We start from the raw sequence: 14606 nt of genomic DNA on the forward strand, positions 1-14606 counted from the left end.
TGTCATGAAAACACGATTGGTGGCAACGGCAGTCCTGATGCTCACACTGGTGGCCGCAGGGTGTGGTGACGACAGCGGACCGAGTGGCGCGTTCGGACCCGGCGCGGTCGGCAATGACGCATCTCCGAGCGGCGGCGTCGACGGCCCCGAGGACCTGGGCGAGCTCGGCGACCTCGGGGCGGCCGGCGACATCCTCGAGGACCTCTCCGACGGCTCGTTCGATCCGGGCGATCTCGAGGACCTCATGGAGAACGCCGAGGACATGGCCGAGAGCTTCGGCGGCTCCGGCTCGGGGACCGTGTCCATCAACGACGAAACGATCTCGTTCGCATCGGAGATCTGCTTCGCCGGCCAGGGCGACTTCACCATCGAGGGGGCGGGCGAGACCGCCGACGGCACGCCGGTGTGGGTGTCGATCGATCAGTCGACCGATTCCCGCGAGGACATGGAGGACTTCATGAGCGAGGAGATGCTCGACACCATGTTCGGTGATGCCGACACCATGACGAACGCCAGCTTCGACGTCGAGTACGGCCGCGCTGAGTTGTTCGGGAGCGGAGACGACACCATGCCGAATTTCAGTGCCTTCAGCGGGGTCGGCAGCGAGGATCAACTCACCATGGAATTGAGCGGCAACGGCGCGTCGGGTTCGGGCGAGGCCACCGACTTCAACTTCGTCTCCGGCGACTTCGAGGAGAGGTACCCCTTCACGTTCGAGGCGAGCTGCTCCTGATCCGCACCCCGGAATCGACGCCGGTGAGGCGGTCGAGGTTGCGATGCAGGTTGATGATCCGGCACTCCTCGCCTGACAAGGTGAGGTGGGTGAGCCCGGGCGAGTGGAGCCCGCGGTGGGAGCGTTCGACGTTCGCGATGTCCTGGTCGACGACCAGACCCATCGAATAGGACCCGGCCTCGATCTCGGCGGTGATCGGGTCACGACGGGGCGCGTCGGGGTCGACCCGATCGAATGCCATCACGTCGAGATACCCGTCATCGGCCGTGTCCCCGGGCCGGGCCCGGACGACCTGGAGCATGTCGCCGAAGACGAGCACGGTGATGTTGGGGAACAGGTTGTACTGCTCCATCGTCATGATCTGCGTGGTGTCGAACCGGGCGAGGTCGACGCCCTCCTTGGCGAGGAAGTGGGCACGGACCATTCCGGCCAGCACGTCGCGCAGGGTGGAGCCCTCGGGAATCGGCGGGCACGCGCCGGCATCGTTGCCCTCGCCGATGCCGATACGGCCACCCATCACCTCGACGAAACCCTCCCAGATCTCCTGGTCGGTGGCACCGCCTCGAAGACGCGGCGACGCCACGCCGTAGGGCTGGGTGAGGCGTCCGTGCCGTTCCCAGATCACCTGGGGGCTGTTGACGTCGTCCACCATGCGCAACATCTCGGGGTGGATCCCCTGAACGTGGTAGGTCTCGCTGAAACCGTCGATGATCGTCTTCCAGTTGGCCTTCACCGGGATCGACAGCAACGCCTTGCAACGGAAATCGTCGAGGTCGGCCCAGGCCACCTCGGCCGGCACCGGCGCGAGGAACGCGTCGAGCGGTTCGGCATCGGCGGACGGGTTGACGAACACCATCGGTCCCCAGGTGCCCACCGAGCCGGCGATGAGAGGGAGGGCGTCGTTGCGCAGCGCGCCGAAGCCCTTGCGGGACGGCACCTCGCGGAGCTGTCCCTCGAGGTTCCACGACCAGCGATGGAACGGGCACCGCAGCTCGGCCAGTCCCTGCTCGTGCCGTTCGCACAGCTCGCTCCCCCGGTGCAGGCAGACGTTCTGGAACGCCCGCAGCTCGTCGTCGTTGCCGCGCACGATCAGCATCGACACCGCGCCGACCTGGTAGACGAAGACGTCGCCGGGGTTCTTCACATGGTCGATCGAGCAGGCCAGCTGCCAGGTCGAGGACCACACCTTGTCGGCCTCGACCGCCGCCCACGCGGGGTCGGTGTAGCGCGAGGCGTCGACCTTCACCGGCGCGTCGACCTTGCCGACCGAGACGATCGTCTCGCCCACCGGTGCGTCATCAGTGAGCACGCTGTCGGTCACGACTCGCCCGTCACGAGGCGAAGATCTCCGCGAGTCGGTCCTTGGCCTTCTTGCCGTCGAGTGGGCGCCCGACGATGGCCTTCTTCGGACCGACGACCACCGGTCGTTCGAGCAGACGGTGGTAGCGATCGAGCACGTCGACCACCGCATCGGCGTCGCCGACATAGTCGTCCTCGTTCAGCTCCAGCTTCTTGAACTGGCTGTCCTTGCGGACCAGCCGTTCGACCGGGTCCTCGAGCTTCTCGATGATCGACCGCAGGGTCTTCTCGTCGGGAAAGTCCTTCATGTAGCGGACTTCTTCGAACTCGACGCCCATCTCCGTGGCGACCGCCACGGCATTCGACGAAGAGTTTCAATGAGGGTTGTGGTAGATGGTGAAAGTCATGAGTACTTCTCCCTGAGTTCGTACTTGAGGATCTTCATCGTGGCGTTGCGGGGCAACGGTCCGTCGTGGATCTCGAGGCGTTCCGGCGTCTTCTGTCTCATCAGGCCCGCCGCCGTACACGCCTCGACCATCTGGTCGAAGGTGAGGTCGGCGTGGCCTTCCGCGGTCTCGATCACCGCACACACCATCTCGCCTCGATCCTTGTCGGGCAAGCCGATCACCGCGGCGTTGCCGACCTGGGGCAGCGCGTAGAGCACGTCCTCCACTTCCTGCGCCGAGATGTTCTCGCCCTTGCGGATGATGATGTCCTTGACCCGGCCGGTGAGCGACACGTGGCCATCCTCGCGGCGCACGCCGAGATCGCCGGTCTTGAACCGTCCCTGTTCGTCGAAGGCCTCGGCCTCCAGCGACGCATCGGTGTAGCCCTTGAACAGCATCGGGCCGCTCACCCGCACCTCACCCACCTCGCCGGGGGCGGCGGGGGAACCGTCGGCAGTCACGATGTCGACCTGACAGTCGCGAATCGGTGCACCCTCGGTGTGGGCGAGCTGGTCGTCGGTGTCGGACGGCGACCCCTGGCAGATCATCGGGCACTCGGTCATGCCGTAGCCGTGGGCGATGGGGATGCCCATCTTCTCCTTGACCTCGAAGTAGATCTCGGGCGGCATCGGCGCGCCGCCGCCGGCCATGGCCCGCAGCCGGGGCATGGCCGGCCCGACGACCTTCTGATCCTCGGCCAGGAACATCTGGTAGAACGCGGTGGACCCGCCGGCCAACGTCGCCCCGTTGGCGGCATAGGCCTCGACGGCGCCGGCGGGGCTGAACCGCTCGATGAGCACGGCGGGGAAGCCGTTGACGAGCATCATCACGATGTAGTCGGGGCCTCCGATGTGGGCGTAGGGGAACGCAATCGACCCGACATCGCTCTCGTCCGCCTCGAGCGCGATGGCCAGCCCGGTGCCCGCAGCGAGCAGCGTGCCGTCGGTGTGCTTCACGCCCTTCGGATCGGAGGTGGTTCCCGAGGTGTAGTAGAGCCATCGCACCGCATCACCGTCGGTCGGCGCCGGTGGCAGCGTCGACGGGTCGCCGTGAGGGAGCTCGTCGTAGGCGGTGAGCACGGTGGGCGGATCGGTCAGGCCCGCGCTCACCTCGGTGGCCATCGCCGCGTAGTCGAACCCACCCCACTCCCCGGGCGTGAACACGAACTCCGCCGACGTCTGCTGGATGCAGAAGCCCACCTCCCGGTGCCGGTAGATGTGGATGATCGGGTTCTGGACCGCACCGAGCCGCGACAACGCGAAACTCAGGAGCACGGTCTCGATGCGAGTCGGCAGCACCCAGGTGACCGCAGTACCGGCCCCGATGCCGAGATCCTGGAGACCGGCAGCGACCCGGTCGACCTCGTCGGCCACCTCGCGACAGGTCATCGTGCGCCCGCCGTCGTCGATCAGCAGCGGCAGATCGGGTGACAGTTCGGCCCGGCGCTGCAGGAGCTCGGGGAACGTGGTGGCGTCGAGGATCTTCTCCGTCATGACCGGGAGACTACAGAACGAAGCCGAGCCACTGAAGTTCGCCGCTACCGTCCCTCCATGGGCATCTACAGAGACCAGATTCTCCCCCGTGTCATCGACAAGTCGTTGGGTGGCGAGGAGATCATGCGTCTGCGACGAGAGGTTGCCACCGGCCTCGCCGGCGAAGTGGTGGAGATCGGTTTCGGATCAGGGCTCAACATGGGCGAGTACCCGGTCGCCGTCACCAGGGTCCACGCCGTCGAACCCGCCGCCGTCGGCCGCAAGCTCGCCGCCGACCGGGTCGCCGCTTCCCCGATCGAGGTCGACTACATCGGGCTCGACGGCCGCGCCCTTCCGCTGGACGACGATTCGGTCGACGGTGCGCTGTCGACGTTCACGTTGTGCACGATCCCCGACGAGGACGCCGCCCTCGCCGAACTCGTCCGCGTCGTGCGGCCCGGTGGGTCCGTGCACCTGCTCGAGCATGGCCGGGCGCGCGACGAGAACATCCACAGGTGGCAGCGTCGACTCAACCCGATCCAGCGCCGAGTGGGCGACGGGTGCCACCTCGACCGCGATCACCTCGCGCACGTCGAGGCCGCCGGACTCGAGATCGAAGAGTCCCGCGAATGGTACGCCAAAGGACCGAAACCGATGGTCGCGTTCTACCTCATCCGGGCGCGGGTACCGGCGTAGATCGGGTCAGTGGTCCGAGAGCGTGCCCGACGTGCGGGCATGGAGACGCTCCGCATGGCGATTGAGACCGATGAGCTCCGCGTCGATACCCCGGTCGGCGAACTTGGCGACGACGGCGTCGAGCGCCGCGACCGCGGAGGTGTCCCAGATCCGCGCGGCGCTGAGGTCGATCTCCACGCGTGACACCTCGACCGAGTCGTAGTCGAAGGCGTGGACGAGATCGTTGGTCGACGCGAAGAAGAGCTCGCCACTGACGGCGTAGAGCCGCTCGACATTGTCGGGATCGACGACGCTGGTCACCTTGACCACGCTCGACACATGACGGGCGAAGAACACTGCCGACAGCACCACGCCGACACCCACCCCGTAGGCCAGGTTGTGGGTGAGCACGACGATGGCCACGGTGGTGACCATCACCGCCGTCTCGGTGCGCGGCGCCCGCCTGAGCACCATAGGGGCGACGCTGCGCCAGTTGAACGTGCCGACCGACACCATGATCATCACCGCAACGAGGGCGGCCATGGGAATCTGCGCGACGAGGTCGCCGAGACCGAGGATCAGGATCAGCAGGAACACGCCGGAGGCCAGCGTCGACAGCCGACTGCGTCCACCGGAGCGATGGTTGATCATCGACTGACCGATCATGGCGCAGCCCGCCATGCCGCCGAGGAACCCGGTGGCGACGTTGGCGATGCCCTGGCCACGGGACTCGACGTTCTTGTCGGACTGCGTATCGGTCATGTCGTCGAGCAGCTGCGCGGTGAGCAGCGACTCGAGCAGCCCGACGAGCGCCAGCGTGACGGCGAACGGCAGGATGATCGTGAACGACTCCATCGTGAAGGGCACGTCGGGAAGGGACAGCACCGGCAACGCCGACGGAAGCTCGCCCATGTCGCCGACGGTCGGCAGGTCGACATCGAGCACGGTCACGGAACCGGCGAGCACCACGATGGCCACGAGCGGTGAAGGGATGGCCGTCGTGATCCGGGGCAGCCCGTAGATGATCGCGAGGCCGACGGCGATGACGAGGAGGTTCATGCCCAGTTGGCTGCGGTCGTCCTCGTCGGACAGCAGGATGTGCGGCACCTGGGCCAGGAAGATGAGAATCGCCAGCGCGTTGACGAAGCCGACCATGACGGTGCGGGGCACGAAGCGCATGAGGGCACCCACCCCCAGGTAGCCGAAGGCGATCTGGAGAATGCCGGCGAGCACCGTCGCGGCGAAGAGGTAGGCGACACCGTGTTCCTCGACCAGCGGCACGACGATCAGGGCCATCGCGCCCGTTGCCGCCGAGATCATGCCGGATCGTCCGCCGGCGATCGAGATGATGATCGCGATCGAGAACGACGCGTAGAGGCCGACCTTGGGGTCGACGCCGGCGATGATCGAGAAAGAGATGGCCTCGGGGATCAGCGCGAGCGCCACCACCAGGCCCGACAACAACTCGACCCGCGGGTTGCGAAGCCAGGTGTCACGAAATGCGAGAGAAGACAAGCGGTCGAGGGTACGGGCCGATGGGCGCCGCCAAGCGGTCATCCGTCACAGGCGCTCACGGAACCGTCTGCACCCCGCCGCCGGACCCCCACTTCTGAACGACGAGGGGCGGTACCGCCCGGCGCATCTCGTCGGCGAGCCGAGCGAGCCCGGGAACCAGATCGGGGGTGACCTGCACGGTGTGCAGGAGCAACCACCCACCCAGGAACTCGAAGGTGATCTTTCCCTCGGTCGACACCATGTAGTCGATCATCTGCGCGTCGAGGATCTCCCGGGCGAACCGGCGATCCTCGCCGATCACGTGATAGTTCCGGTTGAAGAACTCGGACTCGACATCCAGGTCGATCCGCGTCGCGGTCGCGAAGGCCTTCGAGACGAGCCGCTCCCGCCCGATCACCAATCGCGGGGCGTGGATCGGCAGCGGCGCCATGGCCGCCGATCGCGTCGCCCCCTGGTGTTTGCGGGTGATGCGGTCGCCGGCCCGTCGATTGCCGACACGCGCCCTCGCCATCGTCCGGTCGCCGTTGGCCTTGGTGTTCACCGCGAACTCGGTCCACGCGCGCACGTCGAACGTGTGCACCTTCGCCCCGTCCCTGCCCGTGAGCGTGACCACATGGCTCGCAGTCCAGCCGCGGCCGTCGCCGCTCGCCATGTGGTGGAAGCCCACTCGCGACAAGCCGAAGCCGTCCTGCTCGCGATAGTCCATGCCCGCGTCGGCGGCCGCGGCGCTGATCTGCCGGCCCCGCCCCCGGTGGTGCGCGATCGAGCGGAGGATCCAGAGGCCGACGACGAGGGAGATGACGAGGAAGACCCACACGGTCCACCACTGCTCCGACAACCAGACGAGCGCATCGCCGTCGTCAGGGTCCTCGAAGGGTTGGGCGGCCGGCCAAAACGACTTCATGGACTCCCAATCGGCGGGAGCCCATGAAGCATTGAGGTTGGTGGTGGTGAAGCAACCCGGATCGCGGTGATCCAGGGGCGTTGCTCAGACGGCTTCGGCGCCGCGCTCGCCGGTGCGGATGCGGGCGAGCGTCTCGACCGGGGTGACCCAGACCTTGCCGTCACCGATCTTCTCGGTCTTGGCCGAGGCGATGATGGCATCGACCACGGCGTCGGCCTGTGCGTCATCGGCCAGGACCTCGATACGAGTCTTCGGCGTGAAGGTGACGCGGTACTCGGTGCCTCGGTAGGTCTCGCTGTGGCCTCCCTGACGGCCGAAACCCTGGACCTCGGACACGGTCATGCCCTGGACACCCACTTCAGCGAGGGCGGACTTCACGTCCTCCAGCTTGAAGGGCTTGATGACAGCGGTGATCAACTTCACTTTTCGATGCTCCTGGCTCGATTCCTACGCGGACTTGCGTTGACACAAACCATACTCTGTATCAATCGCTTGGCAAGAGAATCCGCATGTTTCTCCAGCTTCTGTTCAGATTGGCGGTGTATTGTATCAATACACTACACGGGGTATCCTGGCGCAATGGCCGCTTCCGGAATCGTCACCTACCTCGATCAGTACGACATCGAACGACGCCTGACCGTCCGCCTCACCGACGACACGACGATCCCGCGCTTCGAGCAGCTGCGAGCCCAACTCTCGGTGATGGTGGCCGTCGGACGACTCGAGCCCGGCATTCGCCTCCCCACCGTGCGCGACATGGCCGAACAGCTCGAACTGGCACCGGGCACCGTGGCGCGGGCGTACCGGGAGCTCGAGAACGCCGGCATCGCCGAGGGACGCGGCCGCAGCGGCACCTTCGTGGCCGACGAGCCACCGCACTCGGAGCCGTTGCGCGAACGCCGGGAACGCACGGCGGCTGCGGCGGAACGGTTCGTCTTCGAGATCTCGCAGCTCGGCGCCGATGCCGACGCCGCGCATGCCGCGGTCGACGAGGCGATCGCTCAGCTCGGGATGTCGCGGAAGGGCACGCCCTTGTCGGGGCGGGGTTCCTGAGGCAACCCGAGCACGTTCTCGCCCATGATGTTGCGCTGCACCTGGTCGGTGCCGCCGCCGATGCGGCTCATCCACTGGCCCAGGAACGAGTAGTTCTGCCAGAAGCCACCCATCTCGGCGTCGTCGCCGTAAAGCGTGGCCTTGGCGCCCATGATCGCCATGCTCAGGTCGCCCATCATCTCGATACGACGACTGTTGGCCAGCTTGAGCACCGAGCTCTCGGGACCCGGCATCTCGCCCCGGGAGGCCGCGGTTCGTACCCGATAGCCGAGGAACTTGATGGTCTCGGCGACGGTGTGGAGGCGGGCCAGCTCCTGGCGCACGACGGGGTCGTCGGCCACGCCGAAGGTGCGGGCCAGAGCGATGAGCTCCGGGATCATCGCCGTCTGGCCGGCGATGCCGGTGCGCTCGTTGGTGAGCGTGGTGAGGATCGGACCCCAACCGGCGTTCACTTCGCCGATCACGTTGGCCATCGGCACCCGGACGTCGTCGAGGAACACCTCGTTGAACTCGGAACGGCCGGTCGGCTGCTTCAGCGGCCGGATGTCGATACCCGGGGAGGCCATGTCGACGACGAGGTACGTGATGCCCCGGTGTTTGGGCTGGTCGACATCGGTACGAACGAGCAGCATGCCGTAGGCCGACTCCACCGCGTTCGAGGTCCACACCTTCTGCCCGTTGACGATCATCTCCTCGCCGTCGACCACCCCCGAGGTGCGCAGACCGGCGAGATCCGAGCCGGCGCCGGGCTCGGAGAACAGCTGACACCAGGTCTCCTCGCCCGTCAGCATCGGGGTGAGGTAGCGGGCCTTCTGGGCGTCGGTGCCGTGGGCGATGATCGTCGGACCGGCCATGCCGATCGACTGGGCGAACTGGCCCTGGGGCAGGTCGTAGCGGGCCTCCTCCTGGGCGAAGATGCCGGCGAAGTGGCTCGAGAGTCCACGACCGCCGAACTCGACCGGCCAGGTCAGCCCGGCCCATCCCTGGTCAAACTTCGTGCGCTGCCACGCCCGACACTTCCGGTCGTAGGCGGCCTCCTCCTCGGACGAGCGGGTACGGGCCCAGTAACTCTGACCCAGATCGGACTTCTCCGGCTTCAGCTCGGCATGGGCGGCGAGGAAGACGTTGCACTCGTTGCGCCAGCTCGCTTCCTCTGGCGTGTCGTCGAAGTCCATGTCGTTTCCGCGACCGCCGTCAGGCCTGCGCGCCGTGGACCGGCTGCGGCGGCCGCTCGCCGGCGATCGAGCGGTGCGCCAGTTCACCCGCCTCGACCACGGTCATGCGGCGATCGCCGACCGACTCGATCGGCCCCTTCTGCCACCCGTCGCACACGTTGAGCTGGCCGGCGGTGTTCTCGAAGGTGCGCCCGGTGATGTCGCAGTCGGCGCTGCCCAACCAGACGACGAGCGGCGACACGTTCTCCGGTGCCTTCTCGTCGAATCCGTCGGGGATGTCGGCGCTGTAGAACACGCCCTCGGTCATGCGGGTGCGGGCATCCGGTGCGATCGCGTTGCAGTTCACCCCATAGCGCCCCCACTCGGCGGCCTGCTGGATGGTCAGGAGGGCGATGCCCGCCTTCGCCGTCGCGTAGTTGCCCTGTCCGATCGAACCGGCGAGCCCGGCGCCCGACGAGGTGTTGACCACGCGCGCGTCGATCTGGTTTCCGGCCTTCGACTGGTCGCGCCAGTACTCGATGGCGTGCCGGGCCGGGGCGAAATGCCCCTTGAGGTGAACGCGGGTGACCGAGTCCCATTCGTCTTCGGACATGCCTGCGAGCATCCGGTCGCGAAGGAAGCCGGCGTTGCACACCAGGGTGTCGAGACGACCGAATGCGTCGATGGCCTGCTGGACCATCGTCTGGGCCTGGCCCCAGTCGGCGACGTCGGCCGCGTTGGCGACCGCCTCGCCGCCGGCCGCGACGATCTCCTCGACGACCTCGTTGGCTGCGTCGCTGGTGCCGGCGCTGCCATCACGCTCGACGCCGAGATCGTTGACGACGACCTTGGCACCCTCGGCGGCGAAGGCCAGTGCGTGGGCGCGGCCGAGCCCTCGCGCCGCACCGGTGACGATGACGACACGGCCGTCTACTGAACCCATGGATGTCCCCTACGAGAAGTCAGGTTGCAGTTCCGACGACACGATCCACATGGCGAAGTACTGCGCGGCCCCGCCGTAGGCGTGACCGAGCGCGACCTTCGCGCCATCGACTTGATAGTCGCCAGCGGTGCCGCGTACCTGATTGGCCGCCTCGAGACAGCGAATCATTCCCGACGCACCGATGGGGTTCGACGACAACACGCCGCCGGACGCATTCACCGGGAAGTCGCCGTCGAGCGCCGTGGCGCCTTCGTCGGTCATCTTCCAGCCGTCGCCCTCTTCGGCGATCAGATGACCCTCGAGCCACATCGGCTCGTACCAGCTGAAGGGCACGTAGAACTCGGCCACGTCGATCTGCTTGCGCGGATTGGTGATGCCGGCCTTCTTGTAGAGCTCCGTGGCACAATCGAGACCGGCCTGGATACGGACGGTGTCTCGGCCCGGGAAGGCCGAGAACTCGGTGCGCTTGGCGTGGGCCAGCACCCATGCCGGCTTGTTGGGCGACCGGGACACCTTGTCCTCGCTCGTGAGCACCATTGCCGCGGCACCGTCGGAGGACGGGCACGACTCGAGGAAGTGCAGCGGATCCCACAGCATGGGCGACTCGCGCACCTTCTCGATCGAGATGTCCTCGAGGTGGAGATGGGCGTAGGGGTTCTTCAGTGCATTGAGCCGGTCCTTGACCGCCACTGTCCATCCGATGTGCTCGGGGGCCTTCGAGCGGCGGATGTACTCCCGGATCCACGGGGCGAACGTGCCGCCGGCACCCTGGCCGCCGGACTTGCCGCCCGAGAGCGCCCAGGTGGCGTTGCCCTCGGACTGCTTCTCGTAGGTGACCGTCAACACGGTGTCGTAGCGACCGCTCTCGACCAGTACGGCGGCGGAGATGGCGGTGGACGCGCCGACCGAACCGGCCGTGTGGACGCGATGGATGGGCTTGCCGACGGCGCCGAGGGCATCGGCGAGCGACAGCTCGGGCATGACCACGCCCTCGAGCGCGTCGGGCGCCTTGCCGAGCACGACGGCATCGATGTCGGCGAACGTCAGGTTCGCGTCGTCGAGGGCACGGAGTGCGGCCTCACGGACGAGCCCGTCGAGCGAAAGCTCGTCGCGACGTCGCTTGTACTTCGTCTGGCCGATTCCGACCACTGCGCACGGACGGGACATGTCACGCACCTCCCTGGAGGACACACACAAGATTTTGTTGGAGTGCGGCGCCCGACGCCGCGTGAGCGACACCGCGGGTCGCATCACCCTCGGCGATGCGGCGGGCAACCTCGATGATCCGGGTGAGGCCGGTGGCCATGACCGGATCACCGGCGAGCGGACCGCCCGACGGGTTCACCACGGTGGAGTCGTCGAGACCCAGCGCAGCCCGCAGGATCAACTCCTCGTGGGAGTGGGTGATGTGGAGCTCGGCGACGTCGACGGGACCGTCGGCCACCCCGGCACCGGCGGCGGCGAGTCGGGTCGACTCGCTGTCGGTGAGATCTCGCAAGCCGGCGTGGTGCGACTCGATCCGGTGGTCGAGCCCGGTGATCCACACCGGGTTGTCGCACAACTCACGAGCCCGGTCACGGCGGGCGATCAGGATCGCGGCCGCGCCATCGGCCTTCGGCGAGACGTCGTGGGCCCGCAACGGGGCCATGTCGTAGGGGGCCGCCAACAGATCGTCGGCGCTGACGGCGTCGGAGATCTGGGCACGGGGATTCGACGCGGCGGCCGCGCGGCTGCGAACCACGACATCGGCGATGTCGGCTTCGGTGGCCTTGCCCGAATCGATCAGCGCCCGGGCCTGGATACCGGCCATGGCATCGGGGTCGAGACCGAGCGGGGCGACCACGTAGGGGTCGGCCTGGAGGTGGAAGACCTCACGGGCGTTGCACGGTGAGGACTTCCCGGAGCCGACCACCATGGCGACGTCGATGTCGCCCATCTGGAGCCGGAGCCACGCCTCGAACAGCGCCCAGGCACCGTCCATCTCGACATGGGACTCGTAGACGGGCGGCCAGGCGCCCATGCCGTCGACGTTGGAGACGAAGGCGAAGGGCATACCCGACAGATAGTCGCAACTGCCGGCGATGGTGAATCCGACGTCGGGACGTTCGATCCCGGCGTCGGCGAGCAGCTTGTTGACACACTCCATGATCATGACGACCTCGGGGCCGTCGAATCGGACATGCGCCTCGGTCTGGGCCAGACCGATGATCGCGATGTCGTTTTCCTGTGGTTCGAACGGCATCAGAACGTGTGCTCCTTCAGGAGATCGGGGTCGACATCGGGTTCGCCGGTGCGCTCCCAGCGTTCGTAGACCTCTTCGCCGAGACCGAAGCCCCGGTTGTCCGGGTCGTCGAAGGTGATCTCGTCGCGCCACACCATCTGGAGGCGCAGACCGACACGGAACTCGTCGATCGGGATGTCACGGATGTCGACGCCGCCGATGGTCGTGTCGGCCCCGTCGAGCAGCACCGAGCATCGGATGTAGGGCTCGGTCTCCGTCTGGCCGTGGTACTGCACCGGGGTGATCTCGGTGAACGAGCTGACGGTGCCACGATCGGCGACCTCGACGAACTCGGCGTCGAGCATCGGTACACGGTTGATGGCGTCGTAGCCGCGGGACGGCACATGGACCTTGCCGTCGGCCGGGCTGCGCTGGCCGAGGATCTTGTGGTCCATCAGCCCTTCGAGGAACGCGACACGGTGGGGCTGCAGCGGCTCGCGGATGCGCACACCGATGACGTGTTCCATGATGCCGACCGGGTCGGCGTCGGGATCGACGGTCGGTGCCTCGGGCGCGTCCTCGCCGGGAACGAAGTGCACGTCGGTGACCGAGCCGAGGCGTTCGTCGTTGTAGCGGACGACCACGCGCATGCCCGTCGACATCGCGTCGATCGAGCCTGCGTCGACCGCATGGAGCATCGTGGTGTCGGCGCCATCGAGCTTGATCTGGGCGAACGCGAACGGACGATCGAAGGGATGCTTCGAGGTGGGCTCGGCCACCCACGTCCATCCCTCGACGGTGCCGGCGGGGCCGACCTCGACGAGGTTCTCGGGGCCGACGGTCGAGCCGTCGGCGGGGTCGTACTCGACCGGAGGACACAGCACTCGGTCCCCGACCCGCGTCCCCAGGATGCGCCCGTCGCGCAGTCCGGTGAGGAAGGGACCGATGATCGGCCCCGTCGTGCGGGTGTAGGGGAACTCGAGCGTGAAGTCGATGTCCGGAAGTTGAGGATGTGTGAGCTCGGCCATACGCGGCTGAGTTCACCACAGATGGGTCGGAATGCTCAAAACGCCTGTCGAAGGTCGTCGTCGGCCGGGCGTCGAAGGGGCTCAGATCGAAGGTCGAAGGGCGGCGGCGCGGCCGGCGATCTCGGCACCGTCGAGCTCGATCGCGCCCTCGACCGCCTCGGCCGGCCAGCAGACCTCGAGCCGAAGCGGACCGTCGATCGGCAGCGGCCACGCCCACCACTCGGTTGTCTCGACGTGGCGCACCGGCAGGCGGCGGTCGTTGCGATCCTCGACGACGCGCCGGGTACCGAGACGCACGAGCGCGCCGGGCATGGGCACGTCGCCCCGCCACCGCGGAGTGCCGTGGCGGTTCGAGACATGGGTTCCGTCGGCGTAGTCGAGATCGATGGTGATGACCTCCGGAACGAGCCGGTGCTCGGCCCCCACGCCCGGGTTCAGGTACTCGATCGACTCCCACACGGGCGGAAGGATCCAGTTGTCGAGCGAGGCGACCGTGAGCGTCATCCCGAATCCGTCGGGACCGGCCACGACGGCGTCGAGCGTCAGCTCGGCGGTCTGGCTGCGGGCGATCAGCCGAGAGCGCGTCGGGGGCAGACCGATCCTCGCCACGCTCGCGTCGGTGTCCGGCCCCCACCACGACGAGTGGGCGACATGGCGGCGATCGAGCGCCGCGATCAGATTCTCGATCTCGTGGCGTTCGAGCCGGGCAGCGCCGAGCTCCACCAGACGGCGGATCTCGCCCAACCGCACGCCGAGGTGACGCAGGACGGTGGCCGCGCCCGAGCGCGGATCCTCGAGACAGGAGAGCAACACGTCGAACGACGACCGTCGGCTGTCACCCGACAGGGAGCGGCCGTGAAGCGCCATCTCGGCCCGGGGACTCAGCGGTGGATCGACATGACCCTCGTCGAGTGGCTCGAAGCGATGGCCGCGCAGAGCGACGATGCCGCGCTCGAGTCGCACGGTGTCGAGGGCGAAGAGCTCGCAAAGCTCCGACATGTCGCCGGACGCGGTCGCGACGGCTCCGAAGAGCAGATATTCAGTTCCACATCGTTCGTCGCCCATGGCGCCCGCGGTTCCCAACGCCACGTCGAGCGCCATGCGAGCACCGGCGTCCAGTTGGAGCCCGGTCACGTCAATGACGCTATGGGGCCGAAGCGGCG

At 67.4% G+C, this 14606-nt stretch carries 14 protein-coding genes and 1 pseudogene; 3 read left to right on the top strand and 12 right to left on the bottom strand.

Annotation, left to right across the window (positions count from 1 at the left end; translation table 11 throughout):
• The first annotated feature begins 4 nt into the window (after positions 1 to 4).
• A complete protein-coding gene (locus RIB98_08245; GenBank protein MEQ8840957.1) occupies positions 5 to 733 on the top strand; it encodes a hypothetical protein in 729 nt (242 codons plus the stop codon).
• On the opposite strand, the gene RIB98_08250 is transcribed toward RIB98_08245, so the two are convergent.
• From RIB98_08250 to RIB98_08260, 3 genes are read right to left on the bottom strand one after another with little or no spacing between them, the layout of a single operon-like run.
• Positions 708 to 2054: an aromatic ring-hydroxylating dioxygenase subunit alpha gene (locus tag RIB98_08250; protein MEQ8840958.1), complete on the bottom strand. Its 1347-nt coding sequence runs from the start codon at positions 2052 to 2054 to the stop codon at positions 708 to 710. The genes RIB98_08245 and RIB98_08250 overlap by 26 nt on opposite strands.
• 10 nt (positions 2055 to 2064) lie before the next feature.
• Complete coding sequence (locus RIB98_08255) at positions 2065 to 2388, bottom strand: ArsC/Spx/MgsR family protein (GenBank protein MEQ8840959.1); 324 nt, start codon at positions 2386 to 2388, stop codon at positions 2065 to 2067.
• 47 nt (positions 2389 to 2435) lie between these two features.
• Positions 2436 to 3971, bottom strand: coding sequence for an AMP-binding protein (locus RIB98_08260; GenBank protein MEQ8840960.1), 1536 nt, complete (start codon positions 3969 to 3971; stop codon positions 2436 to 2438).
• Positions 3972 to 4028: 57 nt separating this feature from the next.
• Between RIB98_08260 and RIB98_08265 the strand changes: the two genes are divergently transcribed.
• A complete protein-coding gene (locus tag RIB98_08265) occupies positions 4029 to 4646 on the top strand; it encodes a class I SAM-dependent methyltransferase (protein MEQ8840961.1) in 618 nt (205 codons plus the stop codon).
• Between the two features lie 6 nt (positions 4647 to 4652).
• On the opposite strand, the gene RIB98_08270 is transcribed toward RIB98_08265, so the two are convergent.
• From RIB98_08270 to RIB98_08280, 3 genes are all read right to left on the bottom strand, one after another.
• A complete protein-coding gene (locus RIB98_08270; GenBank protein MEQ8840962.1) occupies positions 4653 to 6140 on the bottom strand; it encodes a SulP family inorganic anion transporter in 1488 nt (495 codons plus the stop codon).
• A gap of 55 nt (positions 6141 to 6195) precedes the next feature.
• Positions 6196 to 7044, bottom strand: coding sequence for a hypothetical protein (locus RIB98_08275; GenBank protein ID MEQ8840963.1), 849 nt, complete (start codon positions 7042 to 7044; stop codon positions 6196 to 6198).
• Between the two features lie 84 nt (positions 7045 to 7128).
• The gene (locus RIB98_08280; GenBank protein MEQ8840964.1) at positions 7129 to 7467 is read right to left on the bottom strand and encodes a P-II family nitrogen regulator; all 339 of its coding nucleotides are present in this window, start codon (positions 7465 to 7467) and stop codon (positions 7129 to 7131) included.
• A 156-nt stretch (positions 7468 to 7623) separates the two neighbouring features.
• Between RIB98_08280 and RIB98_08285 the strand changes: the two are divergent.
• A pseudogene (locus tag RIB98_08285) lies at positions 7624 to 7908 on the top strand (GntR family transcriptional regulator).
• A 137-nt stretch (positions 7909 to 8045) separates the two neighbouring features.
• On the opposite strand, the gene RIB98_08290 reads toward RIB98_08285, so the two are convergent.
• The 6 genes from RIB98_08290 to RIB98_08315 form a co-directional block, all read right to left on the bottom strand.
• Positions 8046 to 9272 carry an acyl-CoA dehydrogenase family protein gene (locus tag RIB98_08290; protein MEQ8840965.1) on the bottom strand — a complete coding sequence of 409 codons (1227 nt, stop codon included), beginning with the start codon at positions 9270 to 9272 and terminating at the stop codon, positions 8046 to 8048.
• Positions 9273 to 9291: 19 nt separating this feature from the next.
• Positions 9292 to 10194, bottom strand: a complete 903-nt coding sequence (locus RIB98_08295) for an SDR family oxidoreductase (GenBank protein ID MEQ8840966.1) — start codon at positions 10192 to 10194, stop codon at positions 9292 to 9294.
• 9 nt (positions 10195 to 10203) lie between these two features.
• Positions 10204 to 11361, bottom strand: coding sequence for a thiolase domain-containing protein (locus tag RIB98_08300; GenBank protein ID MEQ8840967.1), 1158 nt, complete (start codon positions 11359 to 11361; stop codon positions 10204 to 10206).
• Between the two features lies 1 nt (position 11362).
• The gene (locus RIB98_08305) at positions 11363 to 12436 is read right to left on the bottom strand and encodes a lipid-transfer protein (protein ID MEQ8840968.1); all 1074 of its coding nucleotides are present in this window, start codon (positions 12434 to 12436) and stop codon (positions 11363 to 11365) included.
• Positions 12436 to 13443, bottom strand: coding sequence for an OB-fold domain-containing protein (locus RIB98_08310; GenBank protein ID MEQ8840969.1), 1008 nt, complete (start codon positions 13441 to 13443; stop codon positions 12436 to 12438). The genes RIB98_08305 and RIB98_08310 overlap by 1 nt, the downstream gene beginning before the upstream one ends.
• Positions 13444 to 13524: 81 nt before the next feature.
• Positions 13525 to 14577, bottom strand: coding sequence for a hypothetical protein (locus tag RIB98_08315; protein MEQ8840970.1), 1053 nt, complete (start codon positions 14575 to 14577; stop codon positions 13525 to 13527).
• Positions 14578 to 14606: the final 29 nt, after the last annotated feature.

This window comes from Acidimicrobiales bacterium (assembly GCA_040219515.1).
Lineage (GTDB): Bacteria > Actinomycetota > Acidimicrobiia > Acidimicrobiales > Aldehydirespiratoraceae > JAJRXC01.